Below are 23,156 nucleotides of genomic sequence, written 5' to 3'. Positions count from 1 at the left end.
CAGGGCGCGGGTGCCGTGACCTCGGCCTGCGTCAATGATTATGCCGCGGCAGCTTCCTTGCGGTTCCGCGATATTTGAGCGCGAAGTCCATTACGCCGCCTTCGGCCAGTTGCCCGGTCTTCTCGCGGTAGAGTTCCTCCCACGGGGTCTGGCTTTCGGGCACCGGCGGGCAGGTTTCCTCGGCGCGGCGGCGGGCGATTTCCGCTTCGTCCACCAGCGCGTTGCAGGTGCGCGCATTGAGATCGACGCGGATCACATCCCCGGTGCGCAGCCACGAGAGGCCTCCGCCGACCGCGCTTTCGGGGCTGACGTTGAGGATCGAGGGGCTGTCGCTCGTCCCCGATTGCCGCCCGTCGCCCAGCGTCGGCAGCCACGGCTTGCCGGCGCGGATCATCGCATCGGGCGGCTGCATGTTGACGACCTCGGCGCTCCCCGGCCAGCCGATCACGCCCGAGCCGCGGATCACGAGAATGCAGTCCTCGTCGATGGCGAGCGCGGGGTCGTTGATGCGGTGGTGGTAATCGTCCGACCCGTCGAACACGATCGCACGGGCTTCGAACACGCCTTCCATGCCGGGGCGCGAGAGGTAGCGCGCGCGGAAGGCGGGGCCGATCACGCTGGTCTTGAGGATCGCGAAGTCGAACAGGTTGCCCGACAGCACCATGAAGCCCGCCTTGTCGATCAGCGGATCGGCGAAGGGGCGGATCATCTCGCGGTCGGGGCTTTCAGCGTGTGCGAGGTTTTCGGCCATTGTCTTGCCGGTGCAGGTGACCACATCGCCGTGGAGCCGTCCGGCGTTGAGCAGTTCCCACAAGGCCGCAGGCACGCCGCCCGCGCGGTGAAAGCGCTCACCGAGATATTCGCCCGCGGGTTGCATGTTGACCAGCAGCGGCAGATCGTAGCCGTGGGTCTGCCACACATCCGTTTCCAGCGGCACGCCCGCGTGGGCGGCCATCGCCATGATGTGCGGCTGAGCGTTGGACGAGCCGCCGATGACGCTCACGCAAGCAATTGCGTTTTCAAAGGCTTCGCGGGTGAGAATGTCGGAGGGCTTGAGGTCTTCGAGCACCATCTCGACGATGCGGCGTCCCGTGCGATAGGCCATCTGCCCGCGCTCGCGATAGGGCGCGGGGATCGCGGCGCAGCCGGTGAGCGACAGGCCCAGCGCCTCGGCGACCGCGTTCATCGTGCTCGCCGTGCCCATCGAATTGCAATGGCCCGCAGAGGGCGCGCTGCCGGTGGCGCGCTGGAGGAATTCCTCCTCGTCGATCTCGCCTGCCGCCAGCTTGCGGCGGCTGCGCCAGATCACCGTGCCGGAGCCGACCAGCTCGCCTTCATGCCAGCCGTCGAGCATCGGTCCGCCACTGAGGACGATGGCGGGAATATCGACCGTCGATGCCGCCATGATCTGCGAGGGCGTGGTCTTGTCGCACCCCGTCGTCAGCACCACGCCATCGAGCGGATAGCCGTTGAGCAGCTCCACCAGCCCCAGATAAAGCAGGTTGCGATCGAGCGCGGCGGTCGGCCGGCGGCAGTTCTCGAAGATCGGGTGGACCGGAAACTCGATCGGAATCCCGCCCGCATCGCGGATCCCGTCACGGGTGCGCTGGGCCAGATCGACATGGATGCGGTTGCAGGGGGAAAGGTCGCTGCCCGACTGCGCGATACCGATGATCGGCTTGCCGCTTTGCAGTTCCTCGGGCGTCACCCCGTAATTCATGAAGCGTTCGAGATAGAGCGCCGTCATGTCCATGCGTTCGCGGTTGTCGAACCAGTCGCGCGAACGCAGGCGGCGGGGAGAGGCTTGGTCGGTCATGTATTCCCGGGTGGTTTGCTGAAAGAGGAGGCGAGGCTGGGCCCCGCGTCGGAATTGCGGCGGATCAGCTGGTAGGCGAGCGTCAGCTGTTCGGGCTTGGCGCGCGCGGTGCGGCCCTTCTGCTTGTGGACGCGCGCGATCATGGCGACAGCCTCGGCGGTCATCTCGCGGATCGGCTGGCGGATGGTGGTGAGCTCGGGCCAGATCGAACTGGCAAGCTCGGTATCGTCGAAGCCGCAGACGGTGATATCGTTGGGCACGTCGAGATGGCGACGGTGCGCCATGGCGACAGTGGCGGCGGCCATGTCGTCGTTCGAGGCGAAGATCGCGGTCGGCGGCTTGGCAGCGCCCAGCAGCTTCTCTGCCGCGACCATGCCCGAACGGTAAGTGAACTGGCCCTGCGCGATCAGGCCTTCGTCGATGGTCAGCCCGGCATCCTTCATCGCCGAGCGATAGCCCAGCAGGCGGCGGCCCGAGGCGACCTGATCGGGGTTGCCGATGATGAAGCCGATGCGTTCATGACCCAGCCCGATGATGTGCCGGGTCATGTCGTAGGCGGCCTGAAACTCGTCGATCAGCACCGCGCCGTGGCTGCCCGTCGCGCGACCCGGCCCGACCGCAACCGCGATCCCGCCGGATGAGCGGATCAGATCGAGCACGCTCTGGTCGTCGCACAGCGGCGGGGGGAGGATGAAGCCTTCGATCCCGCCATCGAGCAGTTTCTTGATCACCTTCTGCGCGTCGGCCACGTTCTCGCAGGCCTGCACCACCAGATAGATGTCGCGACGGCTGGCTTCTTCCAGCGCGCCCATCAGGAATTCGCTGAGGTAGGAGGCCGAGGGGTTGTCGAACAATAGCGCGATACGCAGCTGCGATCCCGCCGCGAGCGAGCGTGCCGCGCGGTTGGGGACGTAATTGAGCTTGGCGATCGCGCCCAGGACCTTCTGCTTGGTGTCCTCGCGCACGTTCTCCTCGCCGTTGATCACGCGGCTCACCGTCATCGGCGAACATTGCGCCTCCTTGGCGACATCGGTGATGGTGGGCGCGGCGTTGCTGCGCCGGGCGGCGCGCTTGCGGCCGGAGGTGGCGGGCGGGGCGAGGGTTTCGGCCTTGGTGCTCATGCCACCCGCCATACTGCGACGAGCCGAGTGTCAGCAAGCGCGTTCGTAGCCGCGGTGAGACCCGCTACCATCGCCCCCTGTGACCCAGCGGCCATGATCGCAAGCCGGTTGACAAGCCCTCTCCCTCTCATCATGGTAGCGCTACCACAAACATGGCGACAGTCAAGCGGCCGTGCAGGGAGAGGGACATAGCATGAGAGGGATCAAGCGGGCCGCGCTGGCGGCTGGCGTGTGTCTGGCGGCATTCGGGATGGTGGCTGCCGAATCGGGCCATGCGCAAACCGTCGCGGTCGAGCGCGCGATGAAAGACGCGCCCTACTGGAACGCCAACCTGCCGGTCGAACAGCGCGTCGAAGACCTGCTGGCGCGCATGACGCTGGAAGAAAAGGTCGCGCAGATCATCACCATCTGGGACTCCAAGCCCAAGATCCAGAGCGAAGGCGATGTCTTCGATCCCGCCAAGGCTTCGGCCATGTTCCCCGACGGGATCGGCCAGATCGCGCGGCCATCCGACCGCTTGGGGCCCTCGTCCCCGCGGGTCGTGCAGCGCCGCTCGATCGAGGATTCGATCCAGTATGTGATCGACGCGCAGCGCTGGGCGATGGAAAACACCCGGCTGGGCATCCCGATCCTGTTCCACGAGGAATCGCTCCACGGCCTCGCCGCCAAGGATGCAACCGCCTTTCCGCAGGCGATCGGCCTCGCCAGCACATGGGACCCGGCGCTGGTGCGCGAAATCAACGCCCTGATCGCTGACGAGACCAGTGCGCGCGGCGTGCATTCGGTGCTCTCTCCCGTTGTGGATGTCGCGCGCGATCCGCGCTGGGGGCGGATCGAGGAAACCTTCGGCGAAGACCCCTTCCTCGTCGGCGAGATGGGAGTCGCCTCGGTCGAAGGGCTGATGGGCACGGGCACCGCGCGCAAGCTTGCGCCGGGCAAGGTGCTGGCGACGCTGAAGCACATGACCGGCCACGGCCAGCCCGAAAGCGGCACCAACGTGGGCCCCGCCCAGATCAGCGAGCGCACGCTGCGCGAAGCCTTCTTCCCGCCCTTCGAACAGGTGGTGAAGCGCACCAAGATCGACGCGGTGATGGCGAGCTATAACGAGATCGACGGCGTGCCCTCCCACGCCAACCGCTGGCTGCTGGAAGACGTGCTGCGCGGGGAGTGGGGCTACCGCGGCGCGGTTGTGTCCGATTACTATGCGATCGAAGACATGGCGCGCCTCCACAACATCGCGCCCGACAATGCCCGCGCGGGCGAGATCGCGCTGCTGGCCGGGGTCGATGTCGACCTGCCGGAAGGCGCAGGCTTCAAGGATCTCGCCACAAGCGTGCGCGAAGGCCGCGTATCGCAGGCGGCGATCGACACGGCGGTGCGCCGGATGCTGACCAGCAAGTTCAACGCCGGGCTGTTCGACAATCCCTGGCCCGATCTCGCCAAGGCCAAGACCTCCAATGGAGCCGAGGGCGTGGCGCTGGCGCGGAAGGCGGCGGAAAAGTCGCTGGTGCTGCTCAAGAACAACGGCGCGCTGCCGCTGGCGGTGCCTGAGAAGGCTGGCGGCAAGACGCCCACCATCGCGGTGATCGGCCCCAATGCCGATGTGGCGCGGCTGGGCGGCTATTACGGCGAACCGCGCACCAGCGTCACCCCGCTCGCGGGCCTTCGCGCCGCAGTCGGCAACCGGGCGAACATCGTCCACGCGATGGGCGTCGACATCGTCAAGGGCGACAGCGACTGGTGGGACGATCCGGTCGAACTCGCCGACCCGGAAGAAAACCGCCGACGCATCGCTCAGGCCGTCGAGGTGGCGAAGGGTGCCGACACCATCGTGCTCTTCATTGGCGACACCGAGAAGACCAGCCGCGAAGGCTGGGCCACCGGGCACCTCGGCGACCGCACCAGCCTCGATCTCGTCGGCGAGCAGAACGAGCTGTTCGCTGCGATGAAGGCCTTGGGCAAGCCCGTGGTGGTGGTGCTCGTCAATGGCCGCCCGCCGAGCTATCCGACCATTGCCGCCGAGGCCGATGCGATCCTTGAGACGTGGTATGCGGGCGAACAGCAGGGCACCGCGATTGCCGATGCGCTGCTCGGCACAGTCAACCCCGGCGGCAAGCTGCCGGTGACGGTGGCGCGCAATGTCGGGCAGCTGCCGATGTTCTACAACCACAAGCCGAGCGCGCGGCGCGGGTATCTGTTCGACACGACCGCGCCGCTGTTCCCCTTCGGATACGGGCTCAGCTACACAACCTTCCAGCTCGGCGCGCCGCAGCTGTCGAAGGCGACGATCCGGCCCGGCGAAGGCGTGACCGTAACGGTGCCCGTGACCAACACCGGAAAGCGCGCGGGCGATGAGGTGGTGCAGGTTTACCTGCGCGACGACATCAGCTCGGTTACGCGCCCGGTGAAGGAGCTGGCGGGCTTTAGCCGCGTCACCCTCGCCCCCGGCGAGACGCGCAATGTCGCCGTCACCCTGCGCCCCGATGCCTTCATGCTGTGGAACACCGACATGAAGCAGGTCACCGAGCCCGGCACCTTCACGATCATGAGCGGCGCGAACTCGGCGGAGGTGCAGAGCGTAACGCTGACGGTGGCGGAGTGAACCTCTCCCGCCGTCATGCGCTGCGCCTGATGGCGGGTGGCAGCCTCGCTGCGCTGGCGCTGGGATCGGGCCCGGCGGCATGGGCGGCACAGGATCGCCTGATCTACAAGGACGCCGCCGCCCCCATCCCGCTGCGGGTCGCCGACCTGATGGCGCGCATGACGCTGGAGGAGAAGGTCGCGCAGATCCGCACCGCATGGGCGGCGAAGGGTGACATGATCGACGATCTGGCCTTCAATCCGAAAAAGGCCAGCGCCGCCTTCCCCGACGGGATCGGCCACGTCACCCGCCCCAGCGACAAGCGCGGCGTGCCCGGCATCACCGGCGCGGCGGGCGGCACGGCGGCGCGCTGGCGCACCCCTGCCGAAACCGTGGCGTTTATCAACGCGCTGCAACGCTGGGCGCTGGAGGACACCCGCCTCGGCATCCCCGTGCTGCTGCACGAGGAATCGCTCCACGGCTACATGGCGACCGAGGCCACTATGTTCCCGCAGGCGATAGCGCTCGCGGGCAGTTTCGACACCGATCTGATGCGCCGGGTGCAAGGCCAGATCGCCCGCGAGGTGCGCGCGCGCGGCGTGCCGCTGGTGCTTTCGCCCGTGGTCGATATCGTGCGCGATCCGCGCTGGGGGCGGATCGAGGAGACCTGGGGCGAAGACCCCTACCTTGCCGCCGAAATGGCGGTCGCGGCAGTCGAGGGTCTGCAAGGGCCGGGCAAGTTCGAACGCCTTGGCGATGGCAAGGTCTTCGCAACGCTCAAGCACATGACCGGTCACGGTCAGCCGGAAAGCGGCAACAATGTTGCGCCCGCGCAGATTTCCGAGCGCGAGCTGCGCGAGAATTTCTTCCCCCCGTTCCGCGAGGTCGTGCAGCGCTGTTCTGTCGGCGCGGTGATGCCGAGCTACAACGAGATCGATGGGGTGCCCTCCCACGCCAATGTCTGGCTGCTGGGCGAGGTGCTGCGCGGAGAATGGGGCTTCGACGGGATCATCGCCAGCGATTACGGCGGCGTGCACGAGTTGGCGACGCTGCACCATGTCGCGCGCGATCTGGAGGATGCGGCGCATCAGGCGCTGCTGGCGGGTGTGGACAGCGAACTGCCCGAGGGGCTGGCCTTCGCCACCCTGCCTGATGCCGTGCGCGCGGGCCGCATCCCGCAGAGCCTTGTCGACACCGCCTGCGCGCAAATGCTCGCCCTCAAGTTCCGCTGCGGGCTGTTTGAGAACCCCTATGGCGATGCCGCGTTGGCGGAACGCATCACCGGCAACAACGAGGCCCGCGCGCTGGCGCTAGAGGCGGCGCGCAAGGGCGTGTGCTTGCTTACCAATAACGGTGCGCTGCCGCTGAACCGGGCCACGATGGGCCGCGTCGCGGTGATCGGCCCCAACCATGCCATCGCCCGCCTTGGCGGCTATTCGAGCGTGCCCAACCAGACCGTCAGCCTGATCGAAGGGCTGCGCATGGTCGCACCGGAGGCCGACTTCATCACCGCGCAAGGCGTGTTCATCACCACCAGCGAAGACCGTTCGGCCGACGAGATCACGCTCGCCGACCGTGCCGAGAACCTGCGGCTGATCGCGCAGGCGGTGGAGGTCGCACGCGGTGCCGACACGATCATCCTCGCAATCGGCGACACCGAGCAGACCAGCCGCGAGGGCTTTGCCAAGAACCACCTCGGTGACCGCACCGGGATCGACATCATCGGCGAACAAAACGAACTGGTCGATGCGCTGGCGGCGCTGGGCAAGCCGCTGATTGTCGCCGCCTACAATGGCCGCCCGCCCAGCTGGCCCAACGTGGTCGCCAAGGCCGATGCCGTGCTGGAATGCTGGTATCCGGGGCAGGAAGGCGGACAGGCCGTCGCCGAGGCGCTGCTGGGGGACATCAACCCCGGCGCGAAGCTGCCCGTCAGCGTGGTGCGCAATACCGGCCAGATCCCGCTGTTCTACAACCACAAGCCCTCCGCGCGGCGCGGCTATCTGTTCGACGACGCGGCCCCGCTGTTCCCCTTCGGCCATGGGCTCAGCTACACTAGCTTCGCCATCTCCGCCCCGCGCACCGCCAAGCCGCGCTTTGGCCGTGAGGAGGATGTCCGCGCCGAAGTCACGGTCACCAACACCGGCGCGCGCAGCGGCGACGAGGTGGTGCAGCTCTACATCACCCGCACCGGCCTGTCGGTCACGCGCCCGGTGCTGGAGCTGAAGGGCTTCCAGCGCGTCACGCTCCAGCCGGGCGAGAGCCGCACCCTCACCTTCACCATCCCCGCACGCCATCTGGCGGTGTGGGACGACACCCTCACCGAGACCAATCCGCCCGGCCCATTGCGGCTGTGGGCGGGGAGCAGCTCGGCCAGCCTTGCCCCGCTCGACGTGGAGATCATCTGACATGGACCCCAAGACCTTCACCCTCTCGCGCCGCGCCGCGCTCGCCGGGATCGCCGCATTGCCGCTGGTCGGCTGCGGCGGCGGATCGTCGGGGACGACGCCCGCACCCGTCGCCAGCCCTCCCCCGCCCCCGCCCAGCGCCGGCCCCACAGGCGTGCCGCAGCCCGGCCTCAACACCATCGCCGCGCGCGGTGGGCGCAAGTTCGGCAGCGCCATTGCTTCGACCCCGGGCAACACCAATGCCGGGTCGGTCCAGAACCCGGCCTACACCGCCATCGTCAAGGGCGAGTGCGGCATCGTCGTGCCCGAGAACGAGATGAAGTGGCAGGCCGTCCGCCCCTCGCCCACCGCCTACAATTTCGACCGGATGGACGAGATCGTCGGCTGGGCGCAGCGCGAAGGGGTGGCGGTGCGCGGCCACACCCTGCTGTGGCACCGCCCGCAGTGGTTCCCCAACTGGCTCAACACCTATGACTATGGCGCCAATCCGGTGCAGGAGGCCGAGCGCCTGCTGACCGAGCATATCCAGACCGTCACCCGCCGCTACAAGGGCGTGATAACCTCTTACGACGTGGTCAATGAGGCGATCGACCATGATCGCAACGCCCCGATCGAGACCAGCATGAGCCGCGCGATGGGCAGCCCCGAAGCCGTGCTCGACCTCGCCTTCCACACCGCGCGCGCCGAACTGCCGGACGCGCAGCTGGTCTACAACGACTACATGAGCTGGGAGCCGCAGCATCAGCGCCACTGCGCGGACGTGCTGCGCCTGCTGGAAGGCCTCAGGAAGCGCGGCACCCCGGTCGATGCGCTGGGGATCCAGTCGCATATCGAGATCTTCGCGATCGATCCCGCCAATGGCGTCGGGCCCTATGCGGAGCGCGAATGGCGCGCCTTCCTCGATGAAGTGACCGGCATGGGCTACCGCCTGCTGATCACCGAATTCGACGTGAAGGACAAGGCGCTCCCCGCCAACATCGCCCAGCGCGACGAGAAGGTGGCGGACTTCGCGCGGCGCTATTTCGAACTGATGCTCGAATACAACGCGCATCTGGGCGATGTGCTCGCCTGGGGCATGGTTGACCGGTTCAACTGGTTGCAGGGCTTCGATCCCGCGAAGCGCGCCGACGGGCAGGAAGTGCGCGGCACACCCTATGATTCCCAATACCGCGCCAAGCCGCTTCGCACGGCGCTGGCCAATGTCATGGCTGCTGCCGGCTGATCCTCGCGCCGGCTAGCGCCTCTTGTGGCCCGGGCAGCGATGCCCGGGCCCTTTTTTGTGCCTCACTCCCTGCCCGCCCCGCAACGGAAAAGGGCCCTCCGACCGAAGCAGGAGAGCCCTTTCCCTGGGGAGCCCATGCGCCGGGAGAGGTCGGCTCGCAGGTTAGAAGTTGCCTCTGACGATGAAAGAGAAGCGCCGGTCGTTCATGAAGAACGAGCGTGGAGCCAGCACGTCCGGATCGCCGGTATAGGCCTGCGTGGTGCGGGTCACCTCGTTGAGCAGGTTCACCCCCTGCACCCCGACACGGATCTGGTCGGTGACGTTGAAGAAGATCGACGCATCGAGCTGCCCGGTCGATTCGTTGAAGATCGAATAGTACGGGAAGATCACGTCCGCCGGGGTCAGCAGGAAGCGCGAGCGCCAGTTGTAGGCGGCACGCATGCTGATCGGCCCCTTTTCGTAGAACACCGTCGCATTGACGTTGTGCTTCGACAGCTGCTCGAGCGGGAGGTTGCCCGGCGGCACGGTGGACTGGTCGACCGGCTCTCCGGTGTTGAGGAAGGTGTTCGGCAGCCCCTTGCTCTCGATATAGGTGTAGTTGGCCGCGATCCCCAGGCCATCGAGCGGCTTGGGCAGGAAGTCGTAGGTCTGCTGGTAGGCCAGCTCGAAGCCCTTGATCTTGCCGTTGTCCTCGAAGTTGGCCGGACCGCGGACCAGCACTTCCTTGGTGATCCCGTTGCTGGTGATCTGCCGCGAGAAGATGTCCTGGAAGAAGAAGTCCTTCACATCCTTGTAGAAGGCGTTGAAGGTCAGCGATCCGACCGTGTCGAAGTACCATTCGGCGGTGAGGTCAAACTGCCAGGCGGTGGCCGGCCTGAGGAACGGGTTGCCCGCGGTCGCGGTCAGCTCGCTGCCCTCAAGGCCGATGTTCAGGAAGTTGCGGATATTGGCATTGTCCGGCCGCGTCAGCACCTTCGATGCTGCGAACCGGAAGATCACGTCCTCGGTCACGCCAAGCTTGAGGTTGAAGCTGGGCAGCCAGAAGTCGTAATTCGTGTCCGCCACGCTGCGCTGACCGCCATCGGCTGTCCCGGTCCCGGCGAACTGCTGGAGATCGGCATAGCCCTGCGGCCCGAGGTTGCAGACCCCGCCCGGCGTGGTCGGCGGCGTTCCGGGAGGCGCACCGTCGGGCACGCCCGCCTCGCAGCGGCCGGGCGTGATGATTTCGCCCGTGTTCGGATTGACCACGTTGAAGAACGGCTGGTTAATCCCCAGCGCCTGCTGGCTCGGCACGCCGAGGAAGCCTTCGGACCGCACCCGGGTGTCGACATAGCGCACGCCGATATTGCCCGAAATGCGCATCGACGAGCCGAAAATATCATCCGCGCCGAAATCGAGCTGGAGATAGGCCGCGGCGTCCTGCTGCGTCAGCGGCTGGATATCCTCGCGCAGATAGGGCGTCCCCGCGATGGCACCTTGCCGCCCTGACAGCGGCACCCAGTTCGGCGAGCTGCCGAAAGTGCGCGAGACATCCTGCACCGACTGGAAGTCGGCAATCGCGCCCTCATAGTCACCGATCAGATCGCCGCTGTAGTAGAACCCGCCCGGAGGCCCGGCGACCTGACCGCGGAAGAAGTTGGGGAATTCGTAGCGTTCCGAAAGCTCTGCGGGCGTATCGGCGAAGTTGGTCGGGCGCGAGCCGGACCACACCTCGCTCAGCATCCCCCAGTTATAGGTGGTGTAGCGCACCGTCTGGTCACGGTCCTGATAGCGCGCGCCCCACTTTGCCCGGCGAATGAAGGAATCGTCGTCGAACTCGTAGGCCATGTCGGCCTGGAAGGCATATTGCTTGCCGGTCGAATCCTCGATGTGGTCCATCGCCGCGCGCCAGAACTGGAAGCGCGGATCGCTGAAATACTGCTCTTCGGTCGCGCTGCCCAGCGCATCGCTCGGGGTCGACCAGTTGTAGCCCAGGAACTGCGGCTTGCGCGGCACGATGACCGGCAGATCGCCGGAAATGTCGAGCTCCTGATCGGCGAAGATCGAACCGAACACGCTGAAATCGAGGTTCTGCTTGCGCGATGTGGCATATTGCGCGTCGAGCCGCAGCGAGAGGCGATCGGTCAGCTCGGTCTTGAGGTTGAGCGAGTAATCCTCGTTGGTGATCCGGTCATCGACCTGTCGCCGCGCGAGCGACTGCTGCAAGCCGCCGATCGGCACGAAGGGCGACCCGCCGCCGAACGCGTTGCCATCGCCATCGATACCCGCCGGGCGGGGATCGAAATTGTTGACCGGCCCGCGCCAGCCATTGTTGGCGTTGACGATATAGCCCGACTGGAACAGCCCGGTGTCGTTGTAGATGTAATCGGTGAATCCGCCGACCGGGCACTGCGCGCGCGCGGTGGGATCGCCCAGCGCACCGCCGGGGTTGATCACGTTGGGGCCATTGCCGTTCTGCTGGCAGCCAATCGGATAGGTGTTGTATTCCGCCTGATCGGGGGCGGTTTCGTAGGTGTATTCGCCCCACTTGTTGGTCGAGGCCGAGCGGATGAATTCCGCGGTGATCACGGTCTTCTCGTCGATCGATTCGAACTGGGCCGAGACCGCGAGGCCGTTGCGTTCACGGTCGAATTCCTGCGTGCGGAACTGCCCGCCGACCGGTGCCACGCGCGAGGCGGCGTAATCGGCGAAGCCATCGGCGCCCGCCGCGCCGAAATTGCCGCAAAGCGATCCGCCCGGCGGCAAGGTGAAGTTGTCCACACTGCTCGGCAAGGGATTGCGGCACACCAGCACACCATCGGTGTTGGCAGCGTTCACCAGCTGACCGTCGCGCGTCTGATAGTTGGCGACCTGAAGACCGTCAGCACGGCTCTTGATGCGCGAGTAGGAAGCACTCGCCAGCAGGCCGAAGCGCCCCTTGTCGGTGTCCCAGGTGTTGCTGATCAGGCCTGAAAGCGTCGGCGTCCATTCCTTGCGGAAATCGCCATAGTTCGCCTCGGCGCTGAACGCGATCTTGAGGCCGTTATTGTCGAACGGCTTGCGGGTGTTGAGATTGACCGTGCCCGCAAGGCCCCCTTCAATCATCTCTGCCGTGGAGTTCTTGCTGATCACCACCGAGCCGAGCAGTTCGGCGGGCACGTCGGCAAAGTTCAGCGCCTGCCCGCCCACGCCCGAGGAAAAGGCGGTGCGACCGTTGAATTCCGAACGCACGAAGTTGAGACCGCGAATCACGACGCCCGAACCTTCGACCGAGAAGTGGTCGGGATCGTTCGAACCGGCGAAGCGGTTGATGGCGATGCCGGGCACGCGCTGGAGCGCTTCGGTCACCGAACGGTCGGGCAGCGCGCCGATATCCTGCGCGGTGATCGCGTCAACCACGGTGTCGGAGTTCTTCTTGAGGTTCTGGGCGTTGGCGAGCGAAGCACGCAGGCCGGTGACGAGGATCTCGTTGACGTTGGCGTCTTCGGCGGGAGCCGCATCCTCGACATCAGGGTCCGGCTGCTCGGCATCCTGCGCGGCGGCCAGCTGACCACTCAGCGCACTGCTGACCACCAGCACCGAAGCCCCGGCGCGCAAGGCCCCCTTCAACCAGCCGCTCTGGCCCCCAGCCTGAACGACACGGTGCTGCATCGCGATGCGCATAAGATCCCTCCCCATGTTAGCGCTATCATTTATAGTCAGATAGCTTGCCCTGTTGTGGGGGTATGGATTATCGGTGGCTGAGCCGCTTGACAATAGGCCTTCGCATTTTTGCAGGGACAGTGTGGCAATTTGCCAACAATGGCCGAACGCGGTAGGATCGGGAGAGGATGATGAGGGGCCATGGTATCGGTAACGTAAGCCGCCTTGCGCGGGTCGTGATCGTCGGCGGTGGCACCGCCGGATGGATGGCGGCGGCCGCTTTGTCGCGGTTCTTCGACGATGGCCGCCGGACGGTCACGCTGATCGAATCCGACGCGATCGGCACGGTCGGCGTGGGCGAGGCGACCATTCCGCCGATCCGCAGCTTCAACGCCATGCTCGACATTCCCGAGGCCGAATTCCTGCGCGAAACCCGCGGCACCTGCAAGCTGGGGATCGAATTCGTCAACTGGGGCCAGCAGGGCGACCGCTATTTCCACCCCTTCGGCACCTATGGCCAGGACCTGCACGGCATCGCCTTCCACCAGCTGTGGCTGCGCGAACAGGCGCGCTCGGGCACTGCGGGGGCAGGCCCGATCGGCGCCTATTCGATGAGCACCGCAGCCGCCGCCGCGGGCCGCTTCGCCCGCCCCGCAGCAGGCGCGCAGTCGGTGGTGCGCGAGATCGCCTATGCCTATCATTTCGACGCGGGGCTCTATGCCGCCTATCTGCGCCGCCTCGCCGAACGGCAGGGCGCGGTGCGGATCGAAGGCACGATCACCAACGTCACCCGCGACGGCGAGACGGGCGATGTCGCCAGCGTCACGCTGGCAAGCGGCGCGACCGTTGCGGGCGATCTCTTCATCGACTGTTCGGGCTTTCGCGGGTTGCTGATCGAGGAAGCGCTGGAAACCGGATACGAGGACTGGAGCCGATGGCTGCCAATGGATCGCGCGCTCGCCGTCCCCTCGCGCTCGCCCGGCCCGCCCGATCCCTTCACCCGCGCCACCGCGCACAGCGCCGGGTGGCAATGGCGCATCCCGTTGCAGCACCGCACCGGCAACGGGCACGTCTATTCGAGCGCTTTCATGGACGAGGACGAGGCGCGGCGTATCCTGCTCGCGAACCTCGAAACCGAGCCGCTGGCCGAACCGCGCGGGCTGAAATTCCTCACCGGCATGCGGCGCAAGGCGTGGAACCACAATGTCGTCGCGCTCGGCCTGTCCTCAGGCTTTATCGAGCCGCTCGAATCGACCTCGATCCACCTCATCCAGAACGGCATCCAGCGCCTGTTCGCGCTGTTCCCCGACCTGCCGATCAGCCCGCTGGAGCGCGACGAGTATAATCGCGGGATGCACGAGCTGTATCAGGACGTGCGCGATTTCGTGATCCTCCACTACAAGGCGACGCAGCGCGAGGACTCCGAGTTCTGGCGTTACGTCAAGCACATGGAGGTGCCCGACAGTCTCGCACGCAAGATCGCGCTGTGGCAGCACCGCGGCCGCGTGTTCCGCGAGAATGCCGAGCTGTTCAGCCTGCCGAGCTGGGTCGCGGTGATGCTGGGGCAGAACATCTGGCCCGAGGCGCATGATCCCATCGCCGACACGCTCGATCCCGACAAGGTCGCCGCCGCGATGGCCCAGATGCGCGCGGCCTATGCCGATGTTGCCGCGCGCCTGCCCGGGCATGGCGATTTCCTGCGCCAGTCGGGCAGCTGGCATTTGGCCGCTGAGGCGGCGGTCGCATGAGCGCAGCTCCGCCCGTCACCAAGATCGTCATCGTCGGCGGCGGCACCGCCGGGTGGATGACGGCGGCCGCGATGGTGCGCGTGCTCGGCCAGATGCCCGGCCTTTCTGTGACCCTGATCGAGAGCGAGGCGATCGGCACGGTCGGCGTGGGCGAGGCGACCATCCCGCAGATCATCGGCTTCAACCGCCTGCTCGGCCTCGACGAGATGACCTTCATGCGCGAGACCCGCGCGACCTACAAACTCGGCATCGAATTCGTCGACTGGCTGCGGCCCGGGCACTCTTATGTCCACCCTTTCGGCAGCTTCGGGATCGACATGCTGGGGATCGAATTCCAGCATTTCTGGCTGCGCGGGCAAGAGGTGGGCGATAGCTCGCGGATCGACGATTATTCGATCGCGGCGGTCGCGGGCAAGGCGGGGCGTTTCGCCTGGCCGCGGCCCGACCAGCCCAAATCGCCGCTGTCGAAGCTCAGCTACGCCTTCCAGTTCGATGCGGGCCGCTATGCCCGCTTCCTGCGCGGTTATGCGGAAAGCGCGGGCGCGGTGCGGGTCGAGGGGCGGGTCGTCTCTGTCGCGCAGGACGGTGAAAGCGGCTTTGTCACCGGCGTAACGCTGGAAGACGGACGCGAAGTGGCGGGCGAATTGTTCATCGACTGTTCGGGCTTCCGCTCGCTGCTGCTCGGGCAGACCTTGGGCGTGCCTTTCACCGACTGGAGCAAGTGGCTGCCCTGCGACAGCGCGGTCGCCATCCCCTGCACGCTGGGCGGGGCGAACGAGCCGCTCACCCGCTCGACCGCGCGAACCGCAGGCTGGCAATGGCGCATCCCGCTCCAGCACCGGATCGGCAATGGCCACGTCTTTTCCTCCGCCCATATCGACCGGCAGGCGGCGACCGATCTGCTGCTCGCCAATCTCGACGGCGCGCCGCTGGCCGATCCCAATCATCTGGCGTTCAAGGCCGGGCACCGGGCGCGGGCGTGGGACAAGAACGTGGTGGCGCTGGGGCTGGCGGCGGGCTTTCTCGAACCGCTCGAATCGACCTCGATCCACCTCGTGCAATCCGGCATCGCGCGGCTGCTCGCGCTGTTCCCCGACACGGGCTTTGGCGCGGTGGAACGCGACCGCTTCAACGCCGAAACGGAGCGCGAATATATCAACATCCGCGATTTTCTGGTGCTCCACTACCGCGCGAGCGAGCGCGACGATTCGGAATTCTGGCGCTATTGCCGCCATCTTGAAGCGCCCGAGGGGCTTGCCGAAAAGCTGGACATGTTCCGCTCCTCGGGCCGGATCATCCGCGAGAACAACGAGCTGTTCACCGAAGACAGCTGGCTGTCGGTGATGCTGTCGCAAGGCGTGACGCCTCAAGGGTATCACCCGGCGGCGTGGATGCTCGACGAGGCTGAAACCCGCCAGCGGCTGGCGCATATCCGCGGGGTGATCGCCCAGACGGCCCAACAATTGCCGACGCAGGCGGAGTTCCTGCGCCAGAACGGCGGAGCAATTGCCGCGGCCGAGCACCTGACCGCGTGACCGCCGCCGCGCTCCCACCGCCCGCTCCGATGAAGGAGATCGCAGGCCCGCTCACGGAGGCGGGGCTCGCATCGCTTCGGGCGGAAGGGCAACCGGTTGTGCTACGCGGCCTTGTCGCCGATTGGCCCGCGGTTGCGGCGGCGCGGCAAGGCGATGAAACGATAATCGCCTATCTCGGCCGCGAGCCGACCACGCGCCCCGTCGGAGCGATCGCCGCTGCGCCATCCGAGCAGGGGCGGTTCTTCTATACGCCCGACGCCACGAAGCTGAATTTCGTGCGGGGGAACGGGCGGCTGGAGACCTTCCTTGCCGATCTGCTGCGTGCGGCGGCCATGCCCGATCCCCCCGCGATGGCGGTGCAGTCGGAAATGATCGACGACCTGCTCCCCGCCTTCGCGCGCGAGAACCGGCTGGCGGCACTGCCCGATGTTCGAGCGCGCATCTGGATCGGCAACCGCATCCGCGTCGGCACACATTGGGACGCCAAGGCCAATGTGGCCTGCTGCGTCGCCGGCCGGCGGCGCTTCACGCTCTATCCGCCCGACCAGATCGCCGCGCTCTATCCCGGCCCTTTCGAAGTGACCCCGGCGGGCGTGCCGGTCAGCATGGTCGATCCGCACGCGCCCGATCTGGAAAAATATCCGCGCTTTGCCGAGGCAGCGCAGCATGCCAGCACCGGGACGCTGGAGCCGGGCGATGCGATCTACATTCCCTATGGCTGGTGGCACGGGGTGGAATCGCTCGAGTCCGTCAGTATCCTCGTCAATTACTGGTGGACACCCGACTGCCCCGAGGGGATCGGCAGCCCCTATGATGCGCTGATGCACGCGATGTTCGCCTTCCGCCATATGCCCGACGATCAGCGCGCCGTGTGGCGGGGGCTGCTCGATTACTATGTCTTCGGCGCCGAAGGCGATCCGGGCGCGCATCTGCCGGCGCAGGCAAAGGGCGTCCTCGGCCCGCCTTCGCGCGAGAACCTCGCGGCGATGCGCGATTTTATCCGGAAGGTGCTCGGCTAGCGACGCGCGACAACCATTGATCGTAGGGCGGCGCGAAGGCGAGTGCGGCGCGGGCTTCGGCCTCGAACGCGGCGCGCGCCGCGCCTTCGCCCGCAGCATCGGCGGCCTGCGCGGCGGGCGGCATTCCAGGTGTCCAGCCGAGCGCCACCAGCAGCGCGAACTGCTCCTGCCCCAGCAAGGGCAATTCCTCGCGAAAGGGGATGCGGCCGCGCCGCAGGAACTGGTCGATCACTGCCGCCACCCGGCCCGGCAGAGGCGGCGCGCCGAACACGCGCTGGGCTTCGATTCCGGCAAAGTGCAGCGCCAGCACCTCGCGCACCCCTTCCATCATCAGTCCCGAGCGGCGGTTATATTCCTTCCGCTCGAGCGGCGAAATGTCGCGGCCCGGCAGCATCTCGAGCAGCAGCGCGAGCTGGCGGTGGGCGAGGTCGAGGTGCAGCGGCCCCAGCGGCTCGAACCGCGCAGCGGCATCGCCCAGAGCGATGATATTGCCGATCCACGGGCGCTCGGCGCGCCCCGGCGTCAGCGCGATCACCGTGCGCGCAGGGAGACGCAGCAGCGCCAGCGCATCCTCGCGCGGGACATGGGCCGGGGTGCCGAGCATGATCTGCAACCCGTCCCGCCCCGCGATCTCGCTGACCCAGCCGAGGCCGGTCAGCGTGATCCGGTCCTCCAGCGCCGCCATCGGCGCGCCGGGCTGGCTGCAATAGATGCGGCGGGTGGGCAGGCTCGCCGACCAGTCGGTAAAGGCAAAGGCCGGGTGCGCGGCGATCAGACTGGCCTCGGGGCCGGAGCAGTCGAGAAACAGATCGGCGGGGATCATCCCTCCGCCCGCCAGCCCGACCGCGGCAATGTCCTCGCCCTCGCCCGGCTCGATCCGGTCGATCATGCCTTCGACATAGCCGACCCCGAGCGCCTCGGCACTGTCGATCAGCAGCCCGCGATAGGCTGCCGGATTCCAGCGCAGGGCATAGTCGACAGCCGACAGCGGCGTTGGCTCGCCCGGTGGCGGGGGCGCGAAGCGGCCGGCCTCGGCAAGCACCTGCGCAAGACTGCCCACTGGCGGCGCCCCCGCACCCGGCAGGCGCACCGCGCCCCAATCGCGCGCGAAGGCGGTCTTGAGCGCGGGGTCGAGCGTCTCGCCATAGGCCACCGCACCCGCCTGCCCCTGCCCGCCCCATCCGGAAAACCGCGTGATCAGTCGATAGGAGCCCCCGGCGCGGGTGACGATATCGGCCTCGGCCAGCCCCAGCCGATCGTGCAGCTTGTTGGTGAAGGGCATCGCGGTGGCGGCGGTATCGGCGAAGGCAGCCGGGCTCGGCGGCGTGCCGATCACCAGCACCTCGCAACCCGGAAGCGCGCGGCGCAGCGCGATGGCGGCGAGCACGCCAAGCTGGCCGCCGCCGACCACGACGACGCGGCGCAGCGGCTCGCGCGGGTTACTCACGCCGCCTCGGCGAGCCGGGCGGCCTCGCGCATCAGATAGTCGCGGTGGCCGGGCATGGCCGCAACCTCGCCGGTCACCGCCATCCGCAGCCGTTCGGTGGCGCGGGCGAGCGCATCGGGCGCAATCATCGCTGCGCGCGGATCGTGGGCTTCGGGCAGCATCCCCTGTCCGACATAGACCGCGATCCAGCTGGCATCGTAGAACAGCCCGTCGGAATATTTCTCGACTCGGCCCGCGCGCCGCCACAGTTCGAGCTTGCCGGCAAGGCTATCGGGCACCTGCATCGTGCGCACATGGTTCCAGAACTCGGAATCGTCGCGGGTGGTGGCGTGATAGTGCAGGATCAGGAAATCACGCACGCGGTCATATTCCATGTCGACCAGCCGGTTGAACTCGTCGCGGTCGCGCGGGTCGACCGCGCCGGTGGTGGGGAACAGCTCGATCAGATAGGTGATCGCCATCTGCGCGAGATAGATCGAGGTGGATTCCAGCGGTTCGAGGAAGCCGCTCGCCAGCCCGACGCCGATGACATTGTGGCTCCACGATTGCGCGCGGCGGCCGGGGCGGAACTTGAGGATGCGAGGATCGGCCAACGGCGTGCCCTCGGCGGCAGCGATGATCGCCTCGCAGGCCTGCTCCTCGGAGATATGCGCGCTGGAGAAGACGTAGCCGTTACCCATCCGGTGCTGGAGCGGGATCTGCCAGCGCCACCCGGCGGGCATGGCGGTGGCGGTGGTGTAGGGGCGCAGGTCTTCGGTCGCATGGGTGCAGGGCATGGCCGCCGCACGGTCGCACGGGAGCCAGTGGGTCCAGTCCTCCCACGCCACGCCCAATTCCTGCCCAAGCAGGATCGAGCGGAAGCCCGAGCAATCGACGAATAGATCGCCTTCGATCCGCCGCCCGTCGGCGAGGATCAGCGCGGTGACATCGCCGCTGGCTCCGTCACGCTCGACCGTGACGACGCGGCCCTCGTGCCGCTCCACCCCGATCCCGCGTGCGAACTCGCGCATGAAGGGGCCGAACAAGGTGGCGTCGAACTGGTAGGCATAGCCATAGGTCGAACCGAGGCTGTCATCCTGCGAGGGCGGGCGGAAGCGGTTGGCCTTGGCGGCCGCCACCGCCAGCGAATAGTCGCCGATCTCGCGCGCCTTGCCGTGCCGGGCAAGCTCCAGCCACCAGTGGTGGAAGCCCACCCCCTGCACTTCCTCGCCGAAGGAGCCGAAGGGGTGAATGTAGCTTTCCCCGATCCGCCCGAAGTCGCGGAAGTCGATCCCCAGCTTGTAGGTCGCGTGGGTCGCCTTCATGAAGGCTGCCTCGTCGATTCCGAGCCGTTCGACAAAGCCGCGGATGTGCGGCAGCGTCGCCTCGCCCACCCCGACGATGCCGATCTCCTCGCTCTCGACCAGCTGGACACTGGCGAGACCGGGGAGCAGCCGGGCGATCCCCGCGGCGGTCATCCACCCCGCCGTGCCGCCGCCAAGCACGACGACACGGACGGGGGAGGATTCGGGTGCAGTCATGCCGCCCACGCTATCACCGCTCGCCTCAGCCGACCATCTCCTCCAGCTCCTTGCCCTTGGTTTCGACGATGAAGCGCTGGACGAGGAAGAAGCTGATCGCGGCACTGACCGTGTAGAACAGGTAGGTCGGCGCAAGGCCCAGCCCGCTTGCCATGCTGGGGAAGCTTTGCACCACGGCATAGTTTGCGCCCCACTGCGCCAGCCCCGCGACCGCGAGGGCGGACCCGCGCATCTGGTTGGGGAACATCTCGCCCAGCATCACCCACATCACCGGGCCCCAGCTGAAGTTGAAGAAGATCACGTAGAGATTGGCTGCGACCAGCGCGACCCAGCCGGCACTCTCGCTCAGCATCAGGTTGCCCGCTGCATCGGTGCCCGCGCCCGAGAAGGCCCAGGTCATCGCCCCCAGCGTCGCCGCCATTCCCGCCGAACCGATCAGCAGCAACGGCTTGCGTCCGATCTTGTCGATCAGCAGCAGCGCCGCGAACACCGCGGCAATCGAGGCGAGGCCGGAGATGATGTTGCGCTCCAGCGCGACTTCCTCGGACACGCCCGCGAGCCGCCACAGCGTCTCGCCGTAGTAGAAGATCACGTTGATGCCGACGAACTGCTGGAAGGTCGCAAGCAGGATGCCGGCCCACACGATCGGGCGGAAGATCGTGCCCGGCGCGAGGACATCGGACAGGCGCGGGCGGTGGTCGTCGGCGAAGGAGTCGCGGATTTCGACCACCTTGCGCTCTGCCTCGTCGGTACCGAACAGGCGGGTCAGCACGGTGCGCGCTTCTTCCTCCCGGCCACGGTTGATGAGGTAGCGCGGGCTTTCCGGGATGAAGAGCAGCGCGACGAGGAAGACCGCCGCAGGCACGGCCTGGGCGAGATACATCCACCGCCAGGCGGGCATGCCGCCCACCTCACCCAGCGAATCGCCCGCCGCCTGCGCGAGGAAATAGTTGACGAGGAACGCCGCGGTCAGCCCGGTGATGATCATCACCTGCTGCACCGTCGTCAGCCGCCCGCGGATCTTGGCCGGCGCCACTTCGGAGATATAGAGCGGCGAAAGGACCGAGGCCGCCCCCACCGCCATGCCGCCCGCGAAGCGCGCGATCACGAACAGCGTGTGGCTGTCAGTCTCGCCCTGCACGATCGCGCCGATCAGGAACAGCAGCGCGGCGACAACCATCACCCGCTTGCGGCCCAGCGCGTCGGCCAGTCGCCCGGCCAGAAACGCGCCCGCCGCGCAGCCGATCAGCAGCGAACCGACGGTGAAGCCCAGCCCCTTGTCGTCGAGCGCGAAAGCCTCCTTGAGGCCCGCCTGCGTCCCGTTGACCGCCCCGCTGTCATAACCGAACAGCAGCCCCCCGATCGTTGCCACAGCCACGATCGCCGAAATCAGCACCATGTTGGTGCCGCCACGCGTTGTTTCCAAGATCCCTCTCCCGGTTGCGTTGTTGCAACCCTCGCCATTTATGGTAGCGCTACCTTTGACTGAAAATCGCGCCATGGCAAGCCGCGTTTTCACAGACGAGATTCGAAAGTTCAGGAGAGTGACGATGTTGACGGGCAAGAACCTGATTGCAGGCGAATGGCGCAATGGCGCGGCGCAGTTCACGGCAGTGGAAGCGGCGAGCGGTGCGGCGCTGGAGCCTGCCTTTGCGCAAGGCTCGGCGCAAGACGTGGCCGACGCCTGCGCTGCGGCGGCGGCGGCGCAACCGCTCTACGCTGCCCTCCCCCTGTCACAGCGCGCGGCCTTCCTGCGGTCCATGGCGGCGAAGATCGACGCGCTGGGCGATACCCTCACGCAGCGCGCCATGCTGGAAAGCGGCCTTCCCGAAGCGCGCCTCAATGGCGAGCGCGGGCGTACCGTGGGACAGCTTCGTCTGTTTGCCGAGGAGGTCGAGAACGGCGGCTGGCAGGGCCTGCGCATTGACCACGCGCAACCGGATCGCGCGCCGCTGCCCAAGCCTGACCTGAGGATGCGCAAAATTCCCGTCGGCCCGGTCGCGGTGTTCGGCGCGTCGAACTTTCCGCTCGCCTTCTCGGTCGCGGGCGGAGACACCGCGTCCGCGCTCGCCGCGGGGTGCTGCGTGGTGGTGAAGGGCCACCCGGCGCACCCCGGCACGTCGGAGCTGGTGGCAGGCGCGATCCTTGCGGCGATACACGAGGCCGGGCTGCCCGAGGGCGTTTTCAGCCTCGTGAACGGCACCGAAAATGCGCTGGGCGAAGCGCTGGTGAAAGACCCGCGCATCGCTGCGGTCGGCTTCACCGGATCGCGCGCCGGGGGCCTCGCGCTGATGGGCCACGCCGCCGCACGGCCCGTGCCGATCCCGGTCTATGCCGAGATGAGCAGCGTCAACCCGGTGGTGCTGATGCCCGCCCGGATGGAAGAAGCCGCCGAGGCGCTCGGCAACGCCTATGTCGGGTCCCTCTCGCTGGGTGCGGGGCAGTTCTGCACCAATCCGGGGATCGTGCTGGCGATCGAGAGCGCGGCGACCACCCGCTTCATCGCCACCGTCGCCGAGGCGCTGGCCGCCATCCCCGCGCAGACCATGCTGACGCCCGGCATCCAGAGCGCCTATGCCAAGGGCATCGCCGCCATCGCCGGGCATGGTGCGACACTGGTCGGCACCGGCGCGGAAGGATCGGGCACCTGCGGGCGCGCGCAGGTCTTCACCGTCAGCGGCACCGATTTCCGCGCTAATCCGGCCTTGGGGCACGAAGTGTTCGGGCCCTCCTCAATCATCGTCACCTGCGCCGACATGGATGAAGTCGCCGCGATCCTCGCCGGGATGGAGGGTCAGCTGACCACCACCCTTCACATGGCCCCCGGCGATTACCCCGCCGCGCGCGATCTGATGCCGATCCTCGAAGGGCTCGCCGGACGGATCATCGCCAATGCCTGGCCGACGGGCGTGGAAGTGACTCACGCGATGGTTCACGGCGGCCCCTTCCCCGCGACTTCGGACGGTCGCAGCACCTCGGTCGGCACGCTCGCGATCGATCGCTTCCTGCGCCCGGTCAGCTATCAGGACTTGCCAGCCGCCCTGCTCCCCAAGGCCTTGCTCGACGGGCCGAGCACGGTACTGCGGCGGGTGGATGGGCGCTTCGAGACACAGGGGTGAGG

Annotated in this window: 13 protein-coding genes; 7 read left to right on the top strand and 6 right to left on the bottom strand. The window is 67.3% G+C overall.

Going from position 1 to position 23,156, the window contains the following annotated elements:
• Positions 1-31: 31 nt before the first annotated feature.
• Both BZF59_RS13810 and BZF59_RS13805 read right to left on the bottom strand, forming a co-directional pair.
• The gene (locus BZF59_RS13810) at positions 32-1,816 is read right to left on the bottom strand and encodes an IlvD/Edd family dehydratase (protein WP_086608816.1); all 1,785 of its coding nucleotides are present in this window, start codon (positions 1,814-1,816) and stop codon (positions 32-34) included.
• A complete protein-coding gene (locus tag BZF59_RS13805) occupies positions 1,813-2,937 on the bottom strand; it encodes a LacI family DNA-binding transcriptional regulator (protein ID WP_086608815.1) in 1,125 nt (374 codons plus the stop codon). Before BZF59_RS13805 ends, BZF59_RS13810 begins: the two co-directional genes overlap by 4 nt.
• A 193-nt stretch (positions 2,938-3,130) precedes the next feature.
• On the opposite strand from BZF59_RS13805, the gene BZF59_RS13800 reads away from it, so the two are divergent.
• Genes BZF59_RS13800 through BZF59_RS13790 form a run of 3 tightly spaced genes read left to right on the top strand, consistent with a single transcriptional unit; the run spans position 3,131 to position 9,145 of the window.
• On the top strand, positions 3,131-5,539 hold the full coding sequence (locus BZF59_RS13800; RefSeq protein ID WP_425429581.1) for a glycoside hydrolase family 3 N-terminal domain-containing protein: 2,409 nt from the start codon (positions 3,131-3,133) through the stop codon (positions 5,537-5,539).
• A 29-nt stretch (positions 5,540-5,568) separates the two neighbouring features.
• Positions 5,569-7,923: a glycoside hydrolase family 3 N-terminal domain-containing protein gene (locus BZF59_RS13795; RefSeq protein ID WP_086608813.1), complete on the top strand. Its 2,355-nt coding sequence runs from the start codon at positions 5,569-5,571 to the stop codon at positions 7,921-7,923.
• A gap of 1 nt (position 7,924) precedes the next feature.
• Complete coding sequence (locus BZF59_RS13790; protein WP_086608812.1) at positions 7,925-9,145, top strand: endo-1,4-beta-xylanase; 1,221 nt, start codon at positions 7,925-7,927, stop codon at positions 9,143-9,145.
• A 162-nt stretch (positions 9,146-9,307) separates the two neighbouring features.
• Here BZF59_RS13790 and BZF59_RS13785 read toward each other — a convergent pair whose 3' ends face one another.
• Complete coding sequence (locus BZF59_RS13785; RefSeq protein WP_245806167.1) at positions 9,308-12,802, bottom strand: TonB-dependent receptor; 3,495 nt, start codon at positions 12,800-12,802, stop codon at positions 9,308-9,310.
• Positions 12,803-12,954: 152 nt separating this feature from the next.
• Here BZF59_RS13785 and BZF59_RS13780 point away from each other — a divergent pair, with 152 nt between their 5' ends.
• Genes BZF59_RS13780 through BZF59_RS13770 form a run of 3 tightly spaced genes read left to right on the top strand, consistent with a single transcriptional unit; the run spans position 12,955 to position 17,068 of the window.
• Positions 12,955-14,514: a tryptophan halogenase family protein gene (locus BZF59_RS13780; RefSeq protein WP_245806166.1), complete on the top strand. Its 1,560-nt coding sequence runs from the start codon at positions 12,955-12,957 to the stop codon at positions 14,512-14,514.
• A complete protein-coding gene (locus BZF59_RS13775) occupies positions 14,511-16,049 on the top strand; it encodes a tryptophan halogenase family protein (RefSeq protein WP_086608811.1) in 1,539 nt (512 codons plus the stop codon). Before BZF59_RS13780 ends, BZF59_RS13775 begins: the two co-directional genes overlap by 4 nt.
• Positions 16,050-16,078: 29 nt before the next feature.
• A complete protein-coding gene (locus tag BZF59_RS13770) occupies positions 16,079-17,068 on the top strand; it encodes a cupin-like domain-containing protein (RefSeq protein WP_086609224.1) in 990 nt (329 codons plus the stop codon).
• Here the strand turns inward: BZF59_RS13770 and BZF59_RS13765 are convergent.
• From BZF59_RS13765 to BZF59_RS13755, 3 genes are read right to left on the bottom strand one after another with little or no spacing between them, the layout of a single operon-like run.
• Positions 17,046-18,515, bottom strand: a complete 1,470-nt coding sequence (locus tag BZF59_RS13765; RefSeq protein ID WP_086608810.1) for a tryptophan 7-halogenase — start codon at positions 18,513-18,515, stop codon at positions 17,046-17,048. The two genes, BZF59_RS13770 and BZF59_RS13765, sit on opposite strands and share 23 nt — an antisense overlap.
• Positions 18,512-20,035: a tryptophan halogenase family protein gene (locus BZF59_RS13760; protein WP_086608809.1), complete on the bottom strand. Its 1,524-nt coding sequence runs from the start codon at positions 20,033-20,035 to the stop codon at positions 18,512-18,514. Before BZF59_RS13760 ends, BZF59_RS13765 begins: the two co-directional genes overlap by 4 nt.
• A 25-nt stretch (positions 20,036-20,060) precedes the next feature.
• Positions 20,061-21,464, bottom strand: a complete 1,404-nt coding sequence (locus BZF59_RS13755; RefSeq protein WP_425429584.1) for a sugar porter family MFS transporter — start codon at positions 21,462-21,464, stop codon at positions 20,061-20,063.
• A 121-nt stretch (positions 21,465-21,585) separates the two neighbouring features.
• Between BZF59_RS13755 and BZF59_RS13750 the strand changes: the two genes are divergently transcribed.
• Positions 21,586-23,154, top strand: a complete 1,569-nt coding sequence (locus BZF59_RS13750; RefSeq protein WP_086608807.1) for an aldehyde dehydrogenase (NADP(+)) — start codon at positions 21,586-21,588, stop codon at positions 23,152-23,154.
• The last annotated feature ends 2 nt before the right edge of the window (positions 23,155-23,156 follow it).

It is taken from the genome of Erythrobacter donghaensis (genome assembly GCF_002155425.1).
Classification (GTDB): domain Bacteria; phylum Pseudomonadota; class Alphaproteobacteria; order Sphingomonadales; family Sphingomonadaceae; genus Erythrobacter; species Erythrobacter donghaensis.
This window is presented reverse-complemented; position numbering and strand designations above follow the sequence as displayed.

What these genes read in the sequence shown, in the direction of transcription:
- BZF59_RS13810 (WP_086608816.1), bottom strand. Translation starts at nt 1,816, where the DNA reads ATGACCGACCAAGCCTCTCCCCGCCGCCTGCGTTCGCGCGACTGGTTC.
- BZF59_RS13805 (WP_086608815.1), bottom strand. Translation starts at nt 2,937, where the DNA reads ATGAGCACCAAGGCCGAAACCCTCGCCCCGCCCGCCACCTCCGGCCGC.
- BZF59_RS13800 (WP_425429581.1), top strand. Translation starts at nt 3,131, where the DNA reads ATGAGAGGGATCAAGCGGGCCGCGCTGGCGGCTGGCGTGTGTCTGGCG.
- BZF59_RS13795 (WP_086608813.1), top strand. Translation starts at nt 5,569, where the DNA reads ATGGCGGGTGGCAGCCTCGCTGCGCTGGCGCTGGGATCGGGCCCGGCG.
- BZF59_RS13790 (WP_086608812.1), top strand. Translation starts at nt 7,925, where the DNA reads ATGGACCCCAAGACCTTCACCCTCTCGCGCCGCGCCGCGCTCGCCGGG.
- BZF59_RS13785 (WP_245806167.1), bottom strand. Translation starts at nt 12,802, where the DNA reads ATGGGGAGGGATCTTATGCGCATCGCGATGCAGCACCGTGTCGTTCAG.
- BZF59_RS13780 (WP_245806166.1), top strand. Translation starts at nt 12,955, where the DNA reads ATGATGAGGGGCCATGGTATCGGTAACGTAAGCCGCCTTGCGCGGGTC.
- BZF59_RS13775 (WP_086608811.1), top strand. Translation starts at nt 14,511, where the DNA reads ATGAGCGCAGCTCCGCCCGTCACCAAGATCGTCATCGTCGGCGGCGGC.
- BZF59_RS13770 (WP_086609224.1), top strand. Translation starts at nt 16,079, where the DNA reads ATGAAGGAGATCGCAGGCCCGCTCACGGAGGCGGGGCTCGCATCGCTT.
- BZF59_RS13760 (WP_086608809.1), bottom strand. Translation starts at nt 20,035, where the DNA reads ATGACTGCACCCGAATCCTCCCCCGTCCGTGTCGTCGTGCTTGGCGGC.
- BZF59_RS13750 (WP_086608807.1), top strand. Translation starts at nt 21,586, where the DNA reads ATGTTGACGGGCAAGAACCTGATTGCAGGCGAATGGCGCAATGGCGCG.